The sequence below is a fragment of the Flavobacterium shii genome (assembly GCF_025847235.1).
Taxonomy (GTDB): domain Bacteria; phylum Bacteroidota; class Bacteroidia; order Flavobacteriales; family Flavobacteriaceae; genus Flavobacterium; species Flavobacterium shii.
Genome location: NZ_JAOZEW010000001.1, coordinates 154303 through 175307, shown reverse-complemented (window position 1 = coordinate 175307; position 21005 = coordinate 154303). Strand labels below are relative to the sequence as shown.

Annotated in this window: 12 protein-coding genes and 4 tRNA genes; 11 read left to right on the top strand and 5 right to left on the bottom strand. The window is 32.0% G+C overall.

Annotated elements, in window-relative coordinates; translation table 11 throughout:
* Window positions 1-26 precede the first annotated feature (26 nt).
* Window positions 27-1355, bottom strand: a complete 1329-nt coding sequence (locus OIU83_RS00770; RefSeq protein WP_264204372.1) for an SWIM zinc finger family protein — start codon at window positions 1353-1355, stop codon at window positions 27-29.
* A gap of 5 nt (window positions 1356-1360) precedes the next feature.
* Window positions 1361-4453 carry a DUF6493 family protein gene (locus OIU83_RS00765; RefSeq protein WP_264204371.1) on the bottom strand — a complete coding sequence of 1031 codons (3093 nt, stop codon included), beginning with the start codon at window positions 4451-4453 and terminating at the stop codon, window positions 1361-1363.
* A 937-nt stretch (window positions 4454-5390) separates the two neighbouring features.
* On the opposite strand from OIU83_RS00765, the gene OIU83_RS00760 reads away from it, so the two are divergent.
* From OIU83_RS00760 to OIU83_RS00710, 11 genes are all read left to right on the top strand, one after another.
* Window positions 5391-5461 (top strand) — tRNA-OTHER (locus tag OIU83_RS00760).
* Between the two features lie 22 nt (window positions 5462-5483).
* Window positions 5484-5556, top strand: a tRNA-Asp gene (locus OIU83_RS00755).
* A gap of 212 nt (window positions 5557-5768) precedes the next feature.
* A tRNA-Leu gene (locus tag OIU83_RS00750) sits at window positions 5769-5841 on the top strand.
* A gap of 80 nt (window positions 5842-5921) precedes the next feature.
* Window positions 5922-6707 (top strand): ATP-grasp domain-containing protein, encoded by a 786-nt coding sequence (locus OIU83_RS00745; protein ID WP_264204370.1) that lies wholly within the window; start codon window positions 5922-5924, stop codon window positions 6705-6707.
* Window positions 6708-6882: 175 nt separating this feature from the next.
* Window positions 6883-6999 (top strand) — tRNA-OTHER (locus tag OIU83_RS00740).
* A 246-nt stretch (window positions 7000-7245) separates the two neighbouring features.
* Complete coding sequence (locus tag OIU83_RS00735) at window positions 7246-9486, top strand: hypothetical protein (RefSeq protein WP_264204369.1); 2241 nt, start codon at window positions 7246-7248, stop codon at window positions 9484-9486.
* A 135-nt stretch (window positions 9487-9621) separates the two neighbouring features.
* On the top strand, window positions 9622-10248 hold the full coding sequence (locus tag OIU83_RS00730) for a hypothetical protein (protein ID WP_264204368.1): 627 nt from the start codon (window positions 9622-9624) through the stop codon (window positions 10246-10248).
* Between the two features lie 32 nt (window positions 10249-10280).
* Window positions 10281-11411: an AAA family ATPase gene (locus tag OIU83_RS00725; RefSeq protein ID WP_264204367.1), complete on the top strand. Its 1131-nt coding sequence runs from the start codon at window positions 10281-10283 to the stop codon at window positions 11409-11411.
* A gap of 1 nt (window position 11412) precedes the next feature.
* Entirely contained in the window at window positions 11413-12111 is a 699-nt protein-coding gene (locus OIU83_RS00720; protein WP_264204366.1) for a hypothetical protein, read from the top strand.
* Window positions 12112-12118: 7 nt separating this feature from the next.
* Window positions 12119-14668: a ribosomal protein L7/L12 gene (locus tag OIU83_RS00715; RefSeq protein WP_264204365.1), complete on the top strand. Its 2550-nt coding sequence runs from the start codon at window positions 12119-12121 to the stop codon at window positions 14666-14668.
* Complete coding sequence (locus tag OIU83_RS00710) at window positions 14658-16412, top strand: soluble NSF attachment family protein (RefSeq protein WP_264204364.1); 1755 nt, start codon at window positions 14658-14660, stop codon at window positions 16410-16412. Before OIU83_RS00715 ends, OIU83_RS00710 begins: the two co-directional genes overlap by 11 nt.
* Window positions 16413-16476: 64 nt before the next feature.
* Here OIU83_RS00710 and OIU83_RS00705 read toward each other — a convergent pair whose 3' ends face one another.
* From OIU83_RS00705 to OIU83_RS00695, 3 genes are all read right to left on the bottom strand, one after another.
* A complete protein-coding gene (locus OIU83_RS00705; RefSeq protein ID WP_264204363.1) occupies window positions 16477-17601 on the bottom strand; it encodes an acyltransferase family protein in 1125 nt (374 codons plus the stop codon).
* A gap of 102 nt (window positions 17602-17703) precedes the next feature.
* The gene (locus OIU83_RS00700; protein ID WP_264204362.1) at window positions 17704-18753 is read right to left on the bottom strand and encodes a proline iminopeptidase-family hydrolase; all 1050 of its coding nucleotides are present in this window, start codon (window positions 18751-18753) and stop codon (window positions 17704-17706) included.
* Window positions 18754-18975: 222 nt separating this feature from the next.
* Complete coding sequence (locus OIU83_RS00695; protein WP_264204361.1) at window positions 18976-20751, bottom strand: AMP-dependent synthetase/ligase; 1776 nt, start codon at window positions 20749-20751, stop codon at window positions 18976-18978.
* Window positions 20752-21005 lie beyond the last annotated feature (254 nt).

Below are 21005 nucleotides of genomic sequence, written 5' to 3'. Positions count from 1 at the left end.
TTTTATTAGGAGTAAAATCTAATTCTTTAAGAAATAGTCATTTTTACGCCTAGAATATGTTTGCAAATACCTCTTTTGCCTTGATAAGCAGTAAACCAATCGCAGGTACATCTTTGGTTTGATCCTTCGATAATAACTTTATGTATAACGCCCGAACCTTTTACTTTGGCTTCGATATAATCGGCTCTGCGTTCTACGATTTCTATATCCTCATTATCGATTAATTTTTTAGCATTTTTCAGCCTTGGATTTAAAGATAAAATACGCTCGGTTTTAAAAGGAAGACGACGGTAAAAATGGGCTTTCTCGCTTAAATCATAACCCAATAATCCCATCGACGATAAATTAGAAGTTAGATTATCCATAGTTCCAAAATCAATATCATTCTCGATAGAAAGCATGGTTGGATCAAAAGTTTCATTCGATTTTAATAAACTGTTTAAACCATAAACCCATTCTATAGGTAAGTTTTCGGTCATGGTTTCGAGAACATTTCCTTCGCCCGAAAATCCGCGGTACGAATCGGGAGAAAAAGCCATTAACAACTGCATTTTTCCAAATTCCGAAACTATGGCACAAGTTTGTTTATCTGAAGATTCATAGATATAAATTTTCTCTACAATGGCCAGAATTCCTTCTAATAATCTTAGTCGTTGTACACCACCAATTCGTACACTATCATTTGTAGCCAGAGTCGAGAACATAAATTTCCCTGCTCTTTTAGTAATATAAAAATCTCCTTTTACACTTCCTTTTGGCAAACTTTGAAATAACTGAATGGTTTGTATTTTATTCAATTCATATTTTACATCCATATCGGCAAGATAAAGCTGCACACTTGTTAAGCCTTTTATCCATCGCATTGGCAAGGTTACTTTCTTTTCGGTAACTTTTGCTTTGGTAGTAATAACCTGTACTTCTTGCTGACCAACGGCAAGGGTTACTTTTTCGTTTTTTTGGATAGCGTTAAGCGCATTTAGCATCGGGTCATTAAAATCTACATTGGTAGTTCCGTTGGCAATAAACTCTCCATCTATAGCTTCGGGTTTCATATCTAGTCGTACATAAACACCATTGCAGGACGAAAAACCTTCAAAACGCAATCGTTCTGCTCCCGCCGATACAATAGGATCACGAAGACTTGGAGGAACAGGACCAAAACTAGAACGAACGACTTTGGCAATCGTACTCCAACATTTTGCGGTAACATAAGGATCTGTCAAACTTCCCCAAAAAAAGCACGGTATATTATTTACTTCTTCGATTTCGGTTTGGTGTGCCAAGACCAAATTATTGATTCCTTTGGTTTTGCTATACGTCGAAATTCCTTTATAATTATATTCTAAATCTGTCATTTTCTTTATTTTAAAATTTGCCTAATCAATGATTTAAGCGAAGCGTTATCTTTCCATTGCTCAAAGAAAACAATTGCTTTAGGCGATGGTTTTTGGTTGGTTTTTGTTAAAATATCAAGATAGTTTTCGATTATTTTTTTGAAGTTTGTAGGTAACTTATCTTTTAAATCAAGATTTTCAAAAAAGGAATTAAACAACTTCAGTAATGCACTATTATGTAATGGCGAAACATCTTTTATGGCAATTAATCCATCTACTAATCGTAAGAATACACCATACTTTCCTGATGCTAAGAAAGCCAGTTTCTGAGCAAATAATTCGATATCTATAGTTTGTTTTTCGACTAGATTAATCAAAACTTCAGAAGCCAATAATCGGATGTCTTTCTTTTCCTGAAAGAAACTGCAAGCATATAAAAGTAATGTAGTATCCGAAAATTTAAATTCGGGACGGTTTATAATATCCAGAAATCCTTTTAAATCGGGTTTCGAACCATCTCCAGTTGCACAATTTTGCAATAATGTTAATGCCAATGCATCTGCATTTTGTGGAGTGAGACTATGCCAATAATAAGTATTTCCAGCCGAATTGAGTAAATAATCCCAACTATTTGGGCGCTGATATATGTCTAAACTGTACAGTAAATAATTTGGAATTTTGGAGTAATTGGGTAAGTCAAATCGTAGTTCGTACCAAGATGGTGTTCTTACTTTTTCTTTGGTTTGGTAATCTACCCATTCGTTCCATTTTTCTTTAAACGCCACTTTTGGTATAAACGGAGAAACCACAAAGGGAACTTCTTTTAAGTAGGTATTTTCAAATTCGGCAAAAGTATCATTAGGATAATGGGTTCTGGCTGCAACTGCCCATAAGGATAAATTTCCAGTCTCTTTGGTTGCTTTTCCAATTGTGGCCAATACTTTTGAAAATAAAGATTCGGAACCTAAATTTAATTTTTCGTTTACTCCCAAACAAAAGGATAACAATTGTTTCAGTTCTCCTTCTATTTTATCCAATAACGGAATGGCACTTTCTACATTTTCTCTAGGCATTCGGGATATGGCAATACTTAGATCCAGAAAATCAATTTCTTCATTGGTATTTTGATATGCAATAATTCTTTCTAATAAAACATTTGGAGCAACCCAATATGGTTTATGAGTTGGGAAAGAGAGTAGTGGTAAAACCGAATTTTCATTTATTTTCTGCTGCACTTTATTCAGCAACGACTGCATCAATAAAAGGGTATTTATTTTGGAATAATGTTTATGCTTACCATTGAATTTACTGTCGATGTTTAAAATTTTTTCCATCAAAAATGACTTTGCAAAATCTTTGTGCACACTTTCAAAATAGCTTTTTTGTAGCTGTTTAAAATACGGTTGCAATTGCGTCGAATAATCAGATGGGAACAAATCCCTTTGCATGATATATACGTTCAATAAAATTTCGGTGTCGATAATTTCTTCAGAACCTATGAAGTTTCCAAACTGAAATAAAATATCATTCCAATCATTAGGAAGCTGAACTTCCTCGATAAGCAAGGTTTCTTTTTTAGGGTTAAATGTATATTCTTCAAATGATGTGTTATCAACAACTAATGCATCATCATCAAGAAAATTACTTAATCCCGATTTGATATTACCTTGCATTAAAGTTACGTAAGAAGATAATTTCTCTTTAAGAACAGTATCTTTTTCGGTAGCCAATTTTACGATAATTTTGCTTGCTCGTTCTTGTAAAGCCAAATCGGAGATTACAAAAACATCGGCAATAATCGAAGTAATAGTTTTATTTAATTTAGGATTCGATTTATTTATTTTCTCCAAAATAGGTAACACACTTTTAATGGCAGCTTTGCAATCGCTTCGCATCATTAAGGGTTCGATCCATTCGAGGAAAGACTTCGTTTTGAATTTTGGATGCTCATATATTTTCTTAACAAGTTCGATTCCGTAACTTGTTATTGGGGGATAGGCATTATGTAAATAAGAGAAAATATTTTCCTGATGAATAATAAGTTCCTCTCCGGTTACATTAAATTCTTCTATTCTTTTTTTGAAAAACGATTTCAGGTTATTATTCCATTCTTTAGTTTGAATCAGGATTGCATTTTCTATAAAGAAGCTGCGATCCATTTTTTTTTCGTCTAATAAAGACTTGTAGATAATAGCCCAAGTATTGAACTCATCATATTTTTGAGAATCATTATCTCTAAAAAAATTGTTATGAAGAGTTGTTTCGTAGTTAAACAATTCTGGAATATCTCGTTGATAAGTTATTTTGTCATCTAATATTTGTTTAATGAAAACTCTTGTTTGAATATCAGATTGCCATTCATTATTTGTAGCTAAACTTAGTGCATATAATTCGGGATTAAATGCTATTAAATCATGTTTTTCGAGTTTTCGAAGATTTTGATACGTGAAATAAACCCAGTCTTGTTTTTTTATTTTGTCAAGGATAAAGGCTTCTAGCCAGTTGGGTTTTGCCCATAATAAAACCTCCAAAACCTGTTTTTTTCCTTTTATTTCTCTAAGTAAAGTAAAAGCTTCATCCCAGGAAGTAATATCAGCTTTGTCTAATAAAGCAATGGCACTTAGCGTAATAATTTCTTTTTGTTTTTCATCTCCACGAGTTCCCCAGCTGTAATCATTTTTGCCTTTTTTTACGTAACCTGGATCTTTTGTCAAGTCGGTATAAGTCATCCAATACCGTTTACTTTTCTTGATGTGCTTTTTTAGTGCTTCAATATTCCCTTTTGCTTTTTCTTGCAGAAAAGGCAATAATGAATCAATGTTTTTAGATTTTATAATAGCGTCATATTCTTCTAATATGGTGTCAGAATTGGAACTTTTAGCCGTTTTTGGTTTTGGAGCTACAGTAACATCGCCATTTTCTGAATATCCTTTTTTTATTTTTTCATCCAATAATTTCTTTGCAACTTTTAAGGATTCTTCATCTGTATCAAAACTCTTTGTTTGAGAAGTTCCAGAAGTTCCATTTTTTCCATACGTTACAGTATATTTTAATCCTGCAACTTCAATTTGCCAAAACTTATCGGAATTTCCATCTATGAATTTTAGGTGTTTTTTCATGCTATTTTAGGGGCTTATATTTATAGAATTTTGTATTTGTATTCTCTCAAAAATATAAAATTAATAAAGTAGAAGTTATTTTTTAAGTGAAAATTTTTGTTAAAATTGTTAGGTAAATGATAAATATTTCAGGACTAATTATATGGATTTATTTAATTATATTAATAAAAGAGCTACATTTGCCCTCGAAATGAAAATAAAAAATCTACATATCAACCTGTCTTTAAGACAAAATAGTGATCGTTTAGAGGGGGTTTACCCGGCTAAAGGTTGTGGATGTGGTATATATTTTATAGAATTGAAGTGTAAATTGTAGTTTCAAATTCAACATAAAAATATAAAAGCGTCCTAATCGGGGCGCTTTTTTTGTTTTACAGGCATTTCTCCTGTATCGAAAATTCGGAATCAGGACACTTAATATGAGAATTTGAGTAACCTAGAGTGACATAAAAGGATAAAAAATAAACGTTAACTAAAAAAAAATTAAAAAAATAAAGCATCAAATGTTTAATGATTAAACCTAATAGCGAAATATAATCTTGAGAAGTAATCTAATGAGAGACAGTCATTTGATACAATTAAGGATCTGCTTAAGCAAGCGGACAGGGATTTTTATGATTTATTTTTAGATTTAACTAATTGATTATCAGTAAAATAAATTAAAAAATGATTTGGATAATTGATTTTTTAGACTTTATCTTTGCCGAAGAAAATTTGGAAAACGAATTTCTAATAATGACAATGATTTCAATATATAATAAAATACACAAAATGAATTTCAATTATAACTTACATAAGGAACAATTACTAAACCCGAGATTCGATCTTGGATTTATTACAATACAGGTGCATAGATACTGGCAATAGGATACGTATATCTTATTAAATCTTATAAGCACCTTTAATCGGGTGCTTTTTTTATGTCTAAAAATTAAATGATTTTGTATTTCAATTGGTAGAAGGGAGGTTAATTAACCTTGAATGAAGGTTCGAGCCCTTCCAAAATCACAAGTGTTCTCTAGAAGGAACTGGCTCATTGGGGTTACTGGCTAACCTTCCCGACTGTCTCTCGGGAGAAACGGGTTCGACTCCCGTATGAGCCGCTAATTTTTTTTTGAAGGGTAAAAGGGACTGAATTGCAGAGGTTCAAAGGGACAAAGGTGCAGAGGGACAAAAATTTTAAAACTTAGCGACTTAGCGTCTTTGCGAGAGATTGACAATGAATGTAAAAGTAACAATGATAAATGATTTTCACGCAAAGTCGCCGAGGCGCAAAGTAAAAAACGAAGTGGCTTATGTCTTTGTGGCAAATTAAGCAGGAATGGCGAAATGGTAAATGCGGCTGATTTAGAATCAGTTTTTTGAGAGTTCGAGTCTCTCTTTCTGTACAAATTTTGGAATTAAACGATTAGTATTTGAAGTAGTTTAAATTTTTAAGATGATTAAACAACGTTAAAAAGTAGAAATTATGAAACAAGATTACAATAGAATTGCTTTAGTAGGTATTGAACAAGAAGAATATGATACTATAAAAGCAAGTTACTCAGGACATATTATTTGGCACCAGTCTATACCGAAAATTATAGTAAAAGAGGAAGTCCTTTATATGGAAAAGGCAAATGGTATAGGCATGTTGCCAGTAGATAAAGTAGTCTATTATGGTATTTATGACAATGATTTTGATTTTATTTCTGGTTTAGCCATCTGGAAAGGTGCTTGTTACCCTAATGCTGCAGCTATGCTTGATTGTCGATTTAAAATTCCTTGTTTGGTTAAAGCTTTATCTCTTTCAAGATTTAGTGCACCTCGAGGATTTATAAGTGCAGGAGCTTCAATAAATGTAACAGAAGATACTGTTGCTAAATGGGGAAATTGGCATTGTGGCGAAAACAAACATCGTTTTACAGGAGAATGGGAAAGTGAGTTTACAGCAACTACAGAACCTTATTATGAGGGCGAAGCTGTTCGTATAATGATGATAGGAGATAGGTATTGGCAAATTAAACTAGAAGGTGATACTTGGTTAAAATCTATCCATCCTGATAGTGCTGGTTTTATGGCTGTAAATCCTGATTTGCTTGCAGATACTTTGCATATTAAAAATACTTTGCAAATGGATATGATTGGGAATGATTATATCGTTGCAAAAGATGGTTCTAAATATTTATTAGAAGTTAATCATATTCCTAATATAACACGATTTGAGGAAGTAAGGCAAGTCTATTTGGAAACTATTATGGAATGGATAAAATAAGGATTTTATGCTACGCAGAATAAATGCGTAGTATGATTTGAATATTTGCTCAAGAAATAAAACACGTTCTTTTAAATAAAACAAAATGATTTAATCAGGTCAAGTCTAAAGTTACTTCGATAACCATTTAAGATATACTTTGACAATTATCGATTAATTCATTTTATAAAAATATGGGGCAGTAGCTCAGCGGTAGAGCAGGTAGTTTTGAAATTATCCTTAAAAGGTCAATCTTAACTTACTTCTCGCATTGTTAACGCCCGTGTCGTGGGTTCGATTCCCACCTGCTCCACAATTAATGGTCATTAAAAACTTACTTCAGAACACGGCTAATTTTGGTTCGAATCCGAACGAGTTTTAAAATTATCATTAAAAAAAATGAGGGTCAAGATTAACTTACTTCTGGGGAAACCCACCAAACTGTCACTTTGAACTAGTTAATCCATTATCCTCGAATTTAAGGTCAAGTGTTTCTTACTTCAAAAATCTTTTAGGTAGAACTAGAAACACAATTATCTAAATTTTTAAAATTAAAAAAATGAAAACACAAGAATTATTAAAAATCAGTTTACGTCAGAGCGCAATCTTTATTCCAACAGAATTAATTGCAAATGATGTTAAAAAATTATCAGGAACAACATTGGCTTTCGTAGCTAATGTTTCAAAACTCGGATTCACTTTTTCTGAATCATTACTAGATGCTTTAAATAATGTAAATCCGAATTATAAAATTGAAGTTTTAGACGTTTTAAAAGACGTTTTAGGAACAAATAAAAACTGGACTCCATTGGTTAAAGAATGGAATGTTCCTACAGGTGAATCTGATTTAGATCATTTGGCGACTTTGTTTGCTAATCTTTTTAAATCTAGTAACGGAATAACTTTAAAATGCGGACATATTATTCCTAATGATACTTTTCCTTTAGAAAGATATAATGGTTGCCCTTTTTGTGGTACTCCATTTGAATTTGGAAAGATAGAAAACTATGGACAAGGAAGTAAATTAAAGGTTTTAGAATTATGGTCGGAAAAAGAGCTGAATGATTTCTTTGCTTCGTTATTGACATCAAAAATAGCCCTTGATGTTACTCAGGTAGAAAGTTTAAAAACTTTAATCGTGTATTTGCTATTGCCAGATGTTGCTGTTGCAATGAAAGAAACCTTGATGCTTGTTATCGATGTATTAATCGAGCAAGATCAAGCCGAAAAAGCAACACAATATTTTAAAACACCAACAGATATTTTGAGATATTTATGGTATAAGAAAACCAATTTATTGCAAATTATAGATCCAAAAACAATCATTCAGAGAGTTGAGAAAAACAATCAGAATTTGGTTCATGTGTTGGATAATAGTGCACAAGCTAAGCTAACTGCCAAGGAGAATCTGAAACTTAAATATTCAAGAAAGGAATGTTTGATGGTTGCCAACTGGTTGAATAATCTAGAAATGGGTGCTGACGCTGCTTGCGAAATCATGCATCCAAAAAGAGGAATGTGGGTTCGTTTTATACGAGCATTGCGTTTGCCAGAATATAGCAAAAGAAAAGGCTTTGAAAAATTAGCCGTTTTATTAGATACGTTCTATAACCAGACTTACGAAGTTTGGCAAGGAAATCTGAATCACTTTCGTTTGAAATTAGATGCAGATAAAACTTTTGCTTTGCTAAAACAACGACCAGGATTATTTGCTCGTTCGTTATTTTCGAATATGCTTTGGTTTGGAGCCGATGAAACGATAGCACATTTTAATGAAATTATAGATAAAGTGCCAGCACGTTTGGTTTTTACTTTGAATATGTATGCTCAAAATTATTTTGATAAAACGATTCAAAGAAGTGTGAAACCATTGGGTGGAACTACTAAAAGAATTGAGCCAAATCGTTTGTTGTCATTGTATACCGATGAACAATTGGATGCGATGAAAAATCAAATCGAGGACGTATGTATCTTGGCAATAAAGAAGAGATTTGCTACTATTGCAAATGTAAATAAAACAATTTATATAGATCCGCAATTGTTTAATATTCCTGTTTCGATAGGAGATAGAAGCGAGAACGTTCAGGATTTACCAGTTGCTTTAATGGGAACACGTTTCCCGATTGAAGGTAACGAAGTACGATTGTTTATGCAATGGGGTAATGATTTACCAGCACAACATCTGGATATGGATTTAAGTTGCCATATTGCTTATGAAGATAGTGCAGATATTTGTTCTTTTAGCCGATTAGAAACTACAGGTTGTAAGCATAGTGGAGATATACAAAGGATTCCGAATAAAATAGGTACGGCTGAATATATCAATATTAATATCGACGAATTAGCTAAAGCAAAAGCTAAATACGTAACTTTTACTTGTAATGCATATAGTAACGGAAGTATAACTCCGAATTTAATTGTAGGTTGGATGAATAGTAAACATCCGATGAAAATATCCGAGAAAACAGGAGTTGCTTATGATCCATCTTGTGTAGATCATCAGGTAAGAGTGACACAAAATGTTACGAAAGGTCTTGTTTTTGGAGTTTTGGATGTAGCCAAAAGAGAAATCATTTGGTTAGAGATGACTTTTGTAGGTCAGGTTGTACAAAGATTAGATTATAAAGGTGTAAAAGCATTATTGTCTAAGCTGAACAGTAAATTGAACATAGGAAGTTTGTTAGTTCTTAAAGCTGAAGCGCAAGGTTTGGAAATTGTAGAAACAACAACTGCCGATGAGGTTTACGATGCAAATTGGGCAATTAATTCGGCCGCAGTTACCCAATTATTAATAGATTAAAAAAAGTAAGACTACGAATGTAATGTTCGTGGTTTTTACTTTTGTTTTTATAAGTGAGAGGATTTTAATTATATATTTACAGACTTAAGATTTTACTTCATAATTAGTTTTAAAAGTAAGAAACTAACTTAGCGCATGAATACTACAAAAACACCTTTTTTAGATACTATTTATCATCTCAGAACAATTGAACAGGTTATTTTGTATGATAAAGTAATTACCGTTTCTAGAGAAGAAGAAACAGATGCTATTTCATTTCTGGAAACCGAATATGAGAGGGAAATTTTAGATTATCCTGGTATGGCTCCCGAGTTTAATTCTGAAGCAGCTTTGTGGGCATCTAAAACAGTATATCTAGCCGCACAACTATTATTATATAGAGAGCATAATATTAAAGATTTAGTGGTGCTTTTGCCTGATTATAAAGGCGAAATAAATGCATCAGCAATACTTTCTGCGGATATTTGCCTGCGTTTTTTACCTCAAATTATCATGGAAATGAAAAGGATAGACCCAGACAACTTGGTTATTCCTATTCTTGAAAAACATTTATTTCAGTTTCATTATTCAGCTGTAGGATTTGAGATTGATATAGAAAAAATAGATTTTGAGATTCTTGCTGCAAATGATTGTTTGCAGCAACTTTATATAGACCGAATTGTACAGAGAAAAGCAATAAAATTTACCGAATCTGATTTTATAAAAAAACAATTAGAAATAGGATTTGGAGATTATAGAAAAATCTTTTGGGCACAATTATAAAAGTATTAAACGAATAAAATAGAAGTAAGTAAATGAAAACTACCGATAAATTAAATATTGTTTTAAAGCATATTAAAGACACTTTTGTTGGAAAGAATGAAATTATAGATTTGTTAGGAATTGGATTATTGGCGAGAGAAAACGCTTTTTTGTTAGGGCCTCCGGGAACGGCAAAAAGTGCAATTATCAGAGCATTATCTAACGGAATTGAAGGCGGGAAAAACTTCGAATATCTTTTGACTCGTTTTACTGAACCTAATGAAATTTTTGGACCTTTTGATATTCGTAAACTTAAAGAAGGGGAATTAATAACAAATACAGAGGGAATGATGCCAGAGGCTTCGATGGTATTTCTTGATGAGATTTTTAATGCAAACTCAGCAATTCTGAATAGTTTATTAATGGCTTTGAATGAAAAGATATTTCGTCGTGGAAAAGAAACTAAAAAGCTTCCGGCACTTATGTTTGTGGGCGCAAGTAATGTTTTGCCAGAAGATGAATCATTAAATGCGCTATTAGACCGTTTTTTAATTCGTATAAAATGCGATTACGTTGCTCCAGATTTATTACACGAAGTATTGTTGGCAGGATGGAAATTAGAAAGTGATGCCGCTAAAGAAGTACCAACAATTTCAGCCGATGAAATTAGAAAATTGCAACAACTTTGCCGCAAGGTAGATCTAACCCCAATTCGCAATGAATACGTAGATATTATTCACAGTTTAAGAAATACGGGTATAAAAGTATCAGACAGACGTGCAGTAAAACTTCAGAATCTTATTGCCGCAAGTGCTTTAATGTGTGGTAGAAGTGAGGCTGTTTTGTCTGATTTATGGGTTTTAAAATACATTTGGGATAACGAAGAACAGATTGAAATTCTGGAAGGAATAATTAATCAGATTATCGAAAAAGATAATTCAGATTCGTCTCATCCACAAGCTTTGTATAACAAAACTCCAGATGCCGAAAGCGTGATGAAAGAAGTTAATTACTTAACCGAAAAATGGCAAGATGAGAATCTTTCTTTTGAAGAGCAAAATGTAATTAAAGATAAACTACGATATATTCAAACGCGTTGCGATTGGATTAAAGATGCAGAAAAGAAAAAATATATTCAGGATCATATAGAATCGTTGTGGCAAAAAATACTTCAAACTATTTAATATGTATTTTTTAGAAATTAAAAAAGAACACAAAGATTTTTTTGGATCAATCAGGCATTGGGATAATCTAAAAGTGGCTTTTGAAACTGATACGATCTGGATTAAAGATTTTTCTTTGGAGCAAATAGATGCAGCCGAAATTCAGCAAATTCCATATAAAACGATATATGAATTAAAGGACAATTTGTTGTTTGAAAAAGGAAAGCTTTTGCCTTCAAGAAAATTGCCTTCAGGATTATTGTGGACTCCTATTTTGTGTGCATTACCAGTTTCTTTGCCTAAGTTCAATCATAATTTTTTTGGCGTAGACCAAAAGCTCAAAATACTTTTAAAACATTCTGAAGATATAAAAGAGGCTATTGCTTTACTTGTAGATTACGAGGAGTTGAAGCTGTATATTGAGTCGGCACCAAAATATAGATTAGAACCTTTGCAATGGGTAGTTATAGATAAAAGCGCCTTAATTATAGGGAGTCCTTTATTGCCTATAAAAGGCACTACGTATTGGATTGATAATAATTTTTTAATTCCAACTGGATATAATTTTGAATGGTTTGCTTTGGTCAAAATACTTCAGGGAAAATTAAATCCATCAGAAGAAAATATAATACTCTGGAATACCGATAATAGTTATTCAATTATTTCAAAAACACATATAAAACAACTTTCAATAAGTTCATTTCGCTTAACTTTTTCATAAAATAAAAATGGAATTTCAAAAATATTTTCAATCATACGAGGACTATTTCTGGGAATGGGATAATCAAATATTTTCTGAGGAAAGTGTCTTTGAGACCATAACAATCCCAAATGGGCAAACTATTGGTTACGAGAAATTTGTTTTTGAAATTTTAGAATATCTTTCAGATGATTGTATTCCACCATTTGGAACTTTACTGTTGGCTATTGTAGCTACAAATCCAGAAAATGAGCAAGCAATCGAAATGATTCATAGTTTGGTAAGAAGCAAGAATATAGTAACTGCTTTTCCGCAATCTCAGTCCTTTAGAGTTGGAGCCAGTATAGATTTTTTGAAATTACTGTCTAGTTTGCCAAATGAATATAAAGTTGGCGAAAAAAGAATGAAGTTATTTCAGACTATTTTTCATGAATGTCATAATAGAGTTTCATCAGAAAAAGCAAAAAATCTTCTTGATGAATATAAAGATTACAGACATCATTTATTAAAAACAGCTGAAAAAAGCCCATTCAATGAGGCTAATTTTAGAAAAGATTTCAGAACATTGGCTTTGCTAAAAGTTAAGTTTCCTACAGTTCAATCTATATTAAATGCTATGGAAAGCATTCCTCATGACGATTTAAACGATACGTTGGATGAGGAAATTTTAGAAGAAAAAAATCTATCTGATAACGTAACTGATTTTGTGGACCAACTTATTGAGGAAGACAAAACATTTCATGTAGGAAGTCTTATCAAACGACTTTGGTCAGGATTAAATATTCCGCTTCATCATAATCATCCGAGTGAGCAACCACTTGGAGGAATTTCTGATTTAACCAATAAAGGAGATTTTGATAAACTCGTAATTTCTGAATTTGCTTATGATGATGACGTTTTTATGTCTAGAATTGCTAATAACGAAGCCTTGTATATTCAGCGTGAAGTGCCGCCAGAAGCAGATAAATTCAGGCGTATTTTATTAATAGATAATACCTTAAAAAACTGGGGAAATCCTAAAGTTTTAGCTTTTGCTTCGGCCATCGCAATTGCCAGACATCCTAAAACCGATATCGAATGTCAGGTTTATGTTGTTGGCGAAGATTACAAAGAAGTTTCAGTTGAAAATGTTAGCGAAGTTATCAATTCCCTAACCGAACTTAGTAGTAAATTAAGCTGTTCAGCAGGATTAGATTCTTTTTTTGCAGAAAATAAAATTAATAGTAAGAACCAGGAAGTATTCCTTTTTTCATCAGAAGAAAGCTTAAAGCTTGCTCCGATGCAAAATGCTATGAGTACGTATTTTTATGATATAAAATATGTTTTTGCAATAGGTATGCAGGATATTAATGTTTTTAGAAATCAGAATAAAGGCAAGAAACTGTTGCAGCATATTATTATGCCGCTGGAGGAGTTATGGGTTAGAAACAATAAAGAAATAAAAATTGTTGATGTTGTAGAAAGTCTGGATATATATAGTTTGCCACTATTGTATCCTGTGGAAAGATTTTACTATAATATTTTTCAAGACGGAAATGTTTTTTATCAATGTTTGGGACGTACTTTATTTATGTTTCAGAATAATTATGAGTTTAATAAGGCATTAAAAAAAATAATATCAAATGCAGCTTTGTCGGGCAAAGGTGAATTTGCATTAAAAACGAATCCTGATAGAGAAAGAATTTTATTAAATTATTATTTCTTTGAAGGTATGCACAATATTAGTTTTTTAAATCTTGAGATTAATGAGTTAAGAAGTCAGAAACTAAGAAAAGAGAATCTTCCAGAAAAGAATCTATTGGCGTTTGAAGCTCGTGGAATGTTTTATTTAACGGATAATATTAATTATTGGCTTCTTAATGATGATTTTACAATCGTGGCTATTAAAGGAGAAAATATGAAACTTGCATATGATGATTATTTTGAAAAGAGAGCCAATTTTATTAGAGATTATAAGGCAAGTAGAAATAAATATAAGACGATTAAAAGACTAAATACTTTTGCAATAGATAAAAATGTATTACTGATAAATGGATATTATTTAAGAAGTCTAAAATTTGAAAAAGAAACAATAATTTATGGACCAGATGATATGATATTTTTAAATGAAAAAGTAAATCTTATTTTAAAAAACAGAGGAAAGTCTGCAATCGAAATCATAAAAATCATAAAAAACAATACTGATAACGATTTGAAAGAGGCAAAAGAAATTGTTGATATGGAATTAAGTGTTGTTTTGAGTAATGTGACAAAAGAAATTGCGGAAAAATTAAAGAAAAAAATTGAAGCGGCTGGTGCAATCTGTTATATAGAAACTGTATTTTTTGAAGCTGAAGATGGAAGCAGAGTTTCAAATAAAGACGGAATTTTAATTTTTGAAAGCAGTGATACACACATTGAAAAGTTTTATATTCCTTTTGTTATAAATACGCAATCTGCTATGGTGTCGATAGATGAATCTGCAGGGAATCAATTCTTTATTTCAGAAGAATATAAACAGATAAATACGACATTAGAAAGATTTGAAGAAAAATACTTGAAACCATTTATTCAGAATATAATAGATCATGGAGCTTAAGTTAAAAATAAACACAAAAAATACATTTCCAAAAGGAGGCATTTTCATTAAAAGTGCCTCAGCGGAAGTATGGCTTCATGAAATACAAAACATCGGGTTATCGCTTGATTCTATTGCCGTTTTTCCTGTTCCAGATATACGGGCAAATGAATTATATGGTTGTTTATTGGTTTTGAATCAAAGAACGGATAAAGTTGATATTCGAGGAAATAATTTTTTGCAGTTAATAGCAAACAAGTTATTTATTCCAGAAAACACTTTAATTACACCTGAATTAACGGAAGATGAATGGTCTAATTTGTTTTCAGAATCATATCATTTTTTGCATCCTGAAATTGGTTTGGTCGAATTGAAAGAAGAAGTAAATTGGACAGATTTACTTCAGTTGCCAATGCAAAAAGAAATCGAAATAACAGAAGCGTTAAAAACGGTTTCGATTCCGCAATTCATAACCTCGATGCGAATTGAGATAGATCAGGAAAAGATTTTAGAGACCATTGAAAATCCACCTTCAGAAGAAGAAATAATTGGGAAAATGCCTTTTGATATGCAAAAAGTAATGAAAGGAAACCAAAAAGAAATGGATAAGTTTATGGCTTTTCTGGATAAGAATCCAAAAATGGCTTTACAATATGCAATTCCGCTTGATACATTAGGAACCTCAAGAGGAGATAATTACGGGAAGTTTTCTTTTGGCTCAGAAAATGTATTTAGATCTTTTTTTAGTAAAATTGGTGACTTGTTTGGTGGACAAAGTGGAGGTTTAACTTTAATTTTTAGATTGATTTTTGTTTTGTTCTTTGTGTCTAGTATTCGTAGTTGTAGCTCTGGAAAATCAAATTTTATAGCTCATGATTTTTTTGTATTTGTAGTTATTTTAATTTTAGCAGTTTTAATTATATCATTTTTATCAGGAGGAGAATCGAGTGGAAGTGGCTCAGCTTCTGGAGGATCTTTTCTGGTTGATTCTCAAAGATTCAGCACTTTGCAAAGTAAATATGAAAAACTGGCTGAGGAATTTATTGAGAAACGAGAGTATCAGAAAGCAGCTCACATTTATTTGAAATTATTAAAGAATTATCCAAAAGCAGCTGAAATTCTCGAAAAAGGGGAGTTGTATAGTGAAGCTGCGGCAATCTATTTAAAGTATTGCAAGAATAAACAAAAAGCAGCGGCATGTTATGAAAAAGGTCATGCGTACAAAGAAGCAATTGAAATCTATAAAGAGCTTAATAATGATGAAAAAGTCGGTGATTTGTATCTGATCTTAAAAGACAAAAAAGAAGCCGATAAATATTTTAATAGAGTAATAGAAAATTACAAAATGAATTTCCAATATGTAAAAGCTTCGCTGGTTTATAAAAATAAGATTGGTGATGTAACAGAAGCTCAGGAAATCCTTTTACAGGGCTGGAAGACGAATAAAGATGCTGGAAAATGTTTAAATAATTATTTTACAAACATTGATTCGGCTGAAGACTTATCAATTGCAATAAATGATGTTTATAAAAACACAGTTATTCCAGAAAATGCACCAGTATTTCTTCATTTATTAAAACATGAATTTACAAAACACGAGGAAAATCAAGGAATGATAAAAAACATAGCCTATGAGATTGTTGCAGATAGGATTGATAAAAATCCTGACGTTGCTTCAGAATTAGTACATTTTAATAAAAATAATAAATTGATGCTAAAAGATGTAATGAAGTATAAACTTAAAGCAAAGAAAAAGACTAGATAGATTTATATCTATTGTATCTAAAACAAAAAACCACGAATGTAATGTTCGTGGTTTTTCAGTTTAATTATAAAACTTTTTTTCGTAGCCATTCCCGAATTGGTAAATCATAAAACTTCATAGTAAGATAGGCAACGGTAATAGAAGTGATAACAGCAAGAACGGCATAATGCCATGATTGTGCTAATGATAGCCCATTATTTGTTACCCAAGCCATATATACATAAACAATAGGGAAGTGGGTTATATAGATTGGATAGGATATATCTCCTAGAAATTTACAAACGCTAGCTGCTTTCTTTCCGTGTACTTTTCCTCCAGCTCCCAACCAAACTATAAATGGGAACAATATAATTAAGCAAAAACATTCGAACAGACGATTCCAGATATTATTATCTCCTCCTAAATGCGGTACAGATAAAAATGCAACTAATAATATACTTGCACTTAGGAAAGCATTTTTAGTATAACGTAGTTTCCCGATTCTTACTAATAGCAATCCTGCCAAAAATGGAAATGCCAAACGGGTAAAACCTATTCTTAATTGAGTAGGATCATCAATTGTCCAACCTCCTATGATATTACCACCAGGATTGGTTAAAGCGTACTGAATTGTTATTGCTGCGGCTATTATTGTTAGAATAGATAAAACGATTTTAGATGTTTTTCTTAAAACTAGCGCATAAGCGATATTAGCAATATACTCGAAGAATAAAGACCATGCAGGACCGTTTAATGGATGCATTTCATTCCATCCTCTTATATCCAATCCTTTGCCTACGGGTACTAAGGTAAAACCAATTACCATAACCAATAGCATTTTCCATAAAGGGACATCATGTATACCTGCCCAACCCAATCCAGGCGAATCCTGAAAATAAAATAATAATCCCCCAACTAGCATTCCGGCTATAATCATAGGTTGCAGACGAACCACACGGCGTTTAAAAAAATCTTTTAATGTCATTGTACCCCAACGATCGTCATAAGCATATCCAAGTACAAAACCAGAAAGTAAAAAGAAAAAATCAACGACTAAATAACCATGATTGATAATTTGTTTAGTTTGGTCTCCATGTGAATGGATTTCAAAAATGTGAAAAAACACAACCAAAATAGCTGCAACACCTCTTAAACCGTCAAGTATTTCATAATGTGGCTTAGAATTTTTTAAATCTGTCACTTCTCCCATGTAGTAGTATATGTATTAGAGTCAATTATATTAGTTCGTAAAAATATAATAAAAAACCACGAATGTTGAGTTCGTGGCTTCTATTTTTTTGGAGTTGAAAAATTATCCTTTTTTAAAAGTTCCGTTATCCACATCTTTTAAGAACTTGATTATACCAGGGAAATAATGTTTAGGATCATCATATTGAGAAAGATGACTCCCGTTGGGACAGAATAAAAATCGTCCGTTTTGTACTTCGTTGGCAATCCATTTCATGTGTTCCGGATCCATGGTATCGTATTTAGAACCAATTGATAAAGTAGGAACTGTAATCGTTTTTAATCTTGATTTTATATCCCAGTTTTTTAAAGTAGCGTTTCCTGTTATTCCAAATTCGCTTGGACCTTGCATATAAACATATACACTTGGGTTAATGTGTTTGAAACATCTGTTTATAGATTCTGGCCATTCTTCAAGGGGCATTCTTAAAATATGTTGTGTGTAATAATGTTTAAAAAGGAGTTCGCTGTATTTAGGATTTTCAAAATCATTCTTGGCTTCAATATCCTGCAATTCTTTTAAAATTTTTGGATCCATTTGCGGAGCCAGAACAGCTTTGGCATATTTATTATAATCTGGAGCACTTGCCATCATGTTAGAGATGATAAGACCTTTTAAGTTTTTCTGATATTTCAGAGCATATTCCATAGCAAGGATTCCGCCCCAGGATTGACCCAAGATATAAAAGTTAGAATTGTCCAGTCCCAATGCAATACGTACTTGTTCTACCTCCTCAACAAAGCGCTCATTAGTCCATAAACTATTATCCTTTGGCTGATCGCTATAGTAAGAACCCAATTGGTCATAATAGATGTATTCGATACTTTCGTTAGGGAAATAACCATCAAAACATTCGTATAACTCATGCGTAAGCCCAGGGCCACCATGCAGTAATAAAACTTTTATTGTAGGATTGTTTCCAATAGTTTTTGTCCATACTTTAAATTTGCCTTTAGGCGTAGTAATCGGAATCATCTTTATCCCACCAGTAAGTTGATCATCACGTTTAGAAAAATCCAAATAATTTGCTTTAACGGGATCTACTTTAGTTTCTTCTTTACAATTAGAAAATAATATAATGCTTAAAAAACAAATAATAAATTTTACTCTCATGATTTTATCTTTAGGATTATTCGGAATCTTAAAAATAGATAAATTTATTGAAATTGCGAGCATTGTCTAAAAAATAAAACGTGGATGATACAGATTCGCTAACGCTAAAACGCTGATAAATACGGATTTTTTTCTTTCTACAAGTTTTAAAAATCAGTATTTATCAGCGTCTTTACTTTAGTAAATCAGCGCTATCCGCGTTACTTCTTTAGGTCATATATTTTATTCGCCGTAGATTTTCTTATAAAGTGGTGCGTAAATTTCTTTGATTATTTTACGTTTCAGTTTTAAAGTTGGAGTTAATTGTCCGCCATCTATAGACCAAACATCTGGAGTAAGCTCAAAACGTTTGATTTTTTCCCAGTGACCAAATTTTTCATTTACAGCTTCAACTTCTTCATCAATACGCTTAATTACTTGAACATTTGTAATGATATCGTTATTAGAATCTCCTAAAACTATTTTGTGAATTTTAGCCCATTCTTTTACAAATTCAAAGTTTGGTTGGATAAAAGCAGCTGGCATTTTTTCGCCTTCGCCAATAACCATTATTTGTTCGATAAAACGAGATTGTTTCATCATGTTCTCAATCATTTGAGGAGCAATATATTTACCTCCCGAAGTTTTGAACATTTCTTTTTTACGATCAGTAATTTTAAGGAAACCTTCGCTGTCAATTTCTCCAATATCTCCTGTGTGGAAATACCCGTCTTGCAAAGCTTCAGCAGTTTTTTCAGGATCTTTGTAGTATCCCATCATAACGTTTGGTCCTTTACAAAGGATTTCTCCGTCTTCGGCAATTTTCACTTCTACATTGCGAATTACTTTTCCAACAGTTCCTATTTTAAAACCTCTGTTTCTAGTATCGTTTACAGATATTACAGGAGAAGTTTCAGATAATCCGTAACCTTCCATAACTGGTATTCCTGCTGCTGCAAAAACGCGAGTTAATCTTGTTTGTAATGCGGCACTTCCAGAAACCATTAAATCGATGTTACCACCCAAACCTTCTTTCCATTTACTGAAAATCAATTTGCGAGCTATTTTTAATTGAAATTCATACCAAGCTCCATTTGCTCCGTAAGGCTCATATCTTAGACCTAAATCGATAGCCCAGAAAAATAATTTCTTTTTGATTCCGGTTAATTCAGCACCTTTAGCATAAATTTTATCATATACTTTTTCAAGAAGTCTTGGAACAGCAGTAATTACATTTGGTCTAACCTCTTTTAAGTTATCACTTAATTTATCAATTGATTCTCCAAAGTATACCGAAATACCATAATATTGATAGATATACAATATCATTCTTTCAAAAATATGACAAATAGGAAGGAAGCTCAATGCGACACTCTGACCCGGTTCAAACGGAATTCTTGGAGCACTATCTATAACATTCGAAACGATATTTTTGTGCGAAAGCATAACTCCTTTTGGGCGTCCAGTTGTTCCGGATGTATATATAATTGTAGCTAAATCATCGGTAGTAATACTGTCTTTTCTAGCTTCAACTTCATTTTGATTGCTTTCATCAGAACCTTCAGTCAATAAATTAGTCCAGTTTTTACATCCGACAATTTCATCAAAAGAGAAAACATCTTTTAAAGTTGGTACATTCTGTTTTATAGCCAATACTTTGTCCAAAACTTCTTTATCAGAAACAAAGCAATACATTGCACCACTATGATTTAAAACATACTCATATTCTTCCTCTGATATAGTAGGATAAACAGGAATAGTTTGTGCACCAGTTTGTAAAATACCAATATCCATGATATGCCATTCCGTTCTGTTAGTAGACGTAATTAAGGCAATTTTATCATTTTTTTGAACTCCCATACGCAATAGCGCTCGAGAAACGGCATTGGCCTTTGCAATATATTCTTCAGTTGAAGTTTTCTCCCAAACACCATTTCGTTTGGTTACTAAAGCATCTTTTATATTGTATTTTTCTTTCTGATAATATGGAAAATCAAAAAGTCTCGTAATTGTAACCATGGCGTTTAGATTGAATTTTACCGCAAATTAATAAAATTTATCGTTAATTTTTATTTTTAATAAATTAAATATGAAAACTTTAATTCTATTTAATGTAAATTACGAAATCGATTTCTTTATGCGTTATATTTTATTGTATCTATATTACTAATTTGTAATACTATAATGTTATTTTTTGTTTGGGTAACTAAATTTTGCAGTATAATTTAAAATACCGTCTTTCTGTTAGTTATGATTAATGTTTTTCTAAATCG